The sequence below is a fragment of the Mycobacterium sp. IDUB_28 genome, from assembly GCF_055419285.1.
In genome coordinates, this window is sequence record NZ_JBVAXK010000047.1 from 1 (window position 1) to 387 (window position 387).

At 71.1% G+C, this 387-nt stretch carries 1 protein-coding gene; it reads right to left on the reverse strand.

All coding sequences use genetic code 11. The annotated features are described in order from the left end of the window. Positions 1–387: DUF222 domain-containing protein (locus tag ACZYZ9_RS26485; protein ID WP_463829114.1), on the reverse strand; the 387-nt coding region annotated here is incomplete at both ends.

Here is a 387-nt window from a genome sequence, read left to right on the forward strand (position 1 = left end):
GGGGGTCAGGGAGGGCCAGCGGGTGATGTGGGCGGCGATGGCGCGGTCCACGCGGGCCAGGATGTCGGGGTCGGTGATCAGCGAGGTGCGGTGGGTGACCTGCACGAAGGCGCCCAGGGTGATCTCGCCGGCGCAGAACACCGCGGCGGTCTGGGGGAGGCGTTCGCGCATGTCGCGGGCGATGCGGACTTTGTCCAAGGCGCCGCGCTGGCTGATCTTGAGGCCGGCGGCGACTTCGGCGGCCACCCCGTCCATGGTGTCAAGGGCCCAGTCCTCGGTTTCGCCGTGGCGGCGCAACCGGTAGGCGAACAACTCCCCGATGGCCATCAACTGTGCCGCGGCGGCCTGGCTTTCCATCCGCTGACCGGCCCGGATCGCCTCGATCCA